A 2,643-nucleotide genomic window follows, 5' to 3' on the forward strand; every position below is an offset into this window, starting at 1 on the left:
ATTTGTGAAGGCTTGGTGCTGGTTTTTCGCCACAATTTTCAAGCCGCGAAACGTTGTACATAATTTTAATGAAATGCTTAAATCAAATCTGTCATTAATATTTATTCTTTTTCAAATTGTTTTATTTGGTCAATCAAAAATTAATCAAATTGAACTAACATTTGATAAAAATAGTATTCCTGAAAAGATAAAAAAAATCACACAGTATAAATCTGACACAATTATAAATATTCGCGAATTTGATTCAGTAAAAAATTTAGTTTTTAGTTATTCAAATGAATATGTTGGTGAAAATTGGAATAACAAATATTTAACAACTATACGAGCAAATATTTTTGAAAAAAACAATAAAATATCAAAATCATATTATCTGCACTCTAACGCTGGAATAAATATTGATTACTATGAGTATGATAAAAATGGTTTTATTAAACAAAAATATTCGAGGAACAATAACTTTGAAGATGATGAAAAATTAACTAATACAAATCCATATTCATACATCTTTAAAATTGAATCAATAAGTGATCTGATAAATAATGATGAATTAATTAGAATTGAAAAAATTGCAGATAAATATTTAGAATTGGAAAAAGAATATGATTCTGTTGGTAATTTAATTAAAGAAATCTCTTTTAATAGTTTAAATCAAAAAGAATGGATTGAACATTCTTTTTATGATGATGACAATCATTTAATATATTCTGTTTCTGAAGAATCTCAAAATATATTTAATTTTTTATATTCTTATAATAAAAATAAGCTTTCACAAAGTGTAAGAATTTCTCAAGACAAAAACACACTTCTTAAAGAAGTTGATTATGTAATGCTATATGAATATGATAAAAAAGATAGACTGATAAAAGAAATTATAATACAAGATGGTCAAATTAAGTATAAATATGATTATAAATACGGTAAAGATAATTACATAAAAAAAATAATTACATATCTATATAACTCTCAAGAGCCATCTATAATTCAAGAATTTTATTATAATGAGAAAGGTAGTGTCATAAAGGAAAAAACAAAGGATTATAGAACAAATGAAAAAAATATAAATAAATATTTTTACAAATATGAATTCTATTAGAAAAACTATGTACAACAGCGGTTTGCTTCAATGGCTACTTCCGGATTTTCCTGCGGAAAATCCGCTGCTGAATGGAATGTTTTGTTATATTTGTAATGGCTTGGTGTTGGCTCAACGCCACTGAGAGCAAGCCACAGAACGTTGTAACACATTTTACCAAACCAAGAAAAATTGAGTAAATTAAGAAAATTAATAGACCAAATAACTGAATTCGGAATTAACCCGAAAGTTGAAACTTCAGACAAAATTGATGTCTTGAAAAAGTTATTAGTTGAAATTTATTCTGAATATCTAAATGTAGAATTTGAATTTGACAACAAAGAATATGATGAAGAGCCTGAATTTGATTACGCAAAAATAAGACAAAACGTAAAATCTAATTTTCCTGAATTTGATTGGTATAGTATGGTTTTGGATTTAAACGAAATGAAACCGAATGTAGAAATTGGAATTGGAGATGCTCTTGATGATTTAACTGATATTATAAAAGACTTACTAGCTGTAAAGTGGAAAATGGACAATACAAGTGACATGGATGCACTATGGGAATTTGATTTTTCTATGAGAGCTCATTCAGAACAACATTTAATTAACCTGTTGAAATTCATAAAAGAAAAAGAATAGTTAAAGATGCGCAAAAAGAATTTAAAGATTGTGAGACTTTATATTATTGGTTTAATATGTATTGTCAGCTATTTCTTTTTGGAGAATTCCGACTTGATTCCAGACCTCGTAGAAAAAATGAGTAAACTTCGTTATGGTGGATTTCCTACATTTTTTCTGACAGGATTATTGAAATATGGATTATTGATAATCGGAATAGGAATTATTATAATTCTGACTTTTCAGTTAATCAGAGAAAAAACAAAAAAGTAATTTAATAAATAAAAACGTGTTACAACAGCGGTTTGCTTCAATGGCTATTTCCGGATTTTCCTACGGAAAATCCGCTGCTGAATGGAATGTTTTGTTATATTTGTAATGGCTTGGTGTTGGTTCGACGCCACTGAAAGCAAGCCGCAGAACGTTGTGCAACACTTTGGAAAAACACATAATGAATCTAAAAACACTTATTTCGATAAAATTTATTTTATATATAATTGGTTTTTTAATAATTGCTTATTTTTCGAGTAATATTAATAATTCGTATAAGAATCTTGAAAACCAAAACGAAGAATTATTGAATCAAAAAAAATATTATGAAGCAATTCTAAAATTAGAAAAAAAAGACTCAATTGGGAGAAAAAATCTATATGAAATAATAGAAGCTGGAAATTACAAACTGAATCCTAAAAATGAAAATGAATTTAATTTATCTACAAATATTACAATCTTTATAATTTCTTTTTTATTGTTATCGTATATATTCAACTATCTAAATAACAAAATAGAGAAATTAAAAAGCGAAGAAACGGAAGAGGAAAAAATTAAAATGCTGTAAAAAAGCGATTGCACAACAGCGGTTTGCTTCAATGGCTACTTCCGGATTTTCCTTCGGAAAATCCGCTGCTGAATGGAATGTTTTGTTATATTTGTAATGGCTTGGTGTT

At 26.6% G+C, this 2,643-nt stretch carries 2 protein-coding genes; both read left to right on the forward strand.

The genetic code is table 11. The annotated features are described in order from the left end of the window. Positions 1-73 precede the first annotated feature (73 nt). A complete protein-coding gene (locus GFJ99_RS13125) occupies positions 74-1,093 on the forward strand; it encodes a hypothetical protein (RefSeq protein WP_153209481.1) in 1,020 nt (339 codons plus the stop codon). Positions 1,094-1,264: 171 nt separating this feature from the next. Further along, the gene (locus GFJ99_RS13130) at positions 1,265-1,717 is read left to right on the forward strand and encodes a DUF5063 domain-containing protein (protein WP_153209483.1); all 453 of its coding nucleotides are present in this window, start codon (positions 1,265-1,267) and stop codon (positions 1,715-1,717) included. The last annotated feature ends 926 nt before the right edge of the window (positions 1,718-2,643 follow it).

The organism is Flavobacterium sp. LMO6 (genome assembly GCF_009495795.1).
Lineage (GTDB): Bacteria > Bacteroidota > Bacteroidia > Flavobacteriales > Flavobacteriaceae > Flavobacterium.

Coding starts and splice junctions, on each gene's coding strand:
- GFJ99_RS13125 (WP_153209481.1), top strand. CDS start 74: ATGCTTAAATCAAATCTGTCATTAATATTTATTCTTTTTCAAATTGTT.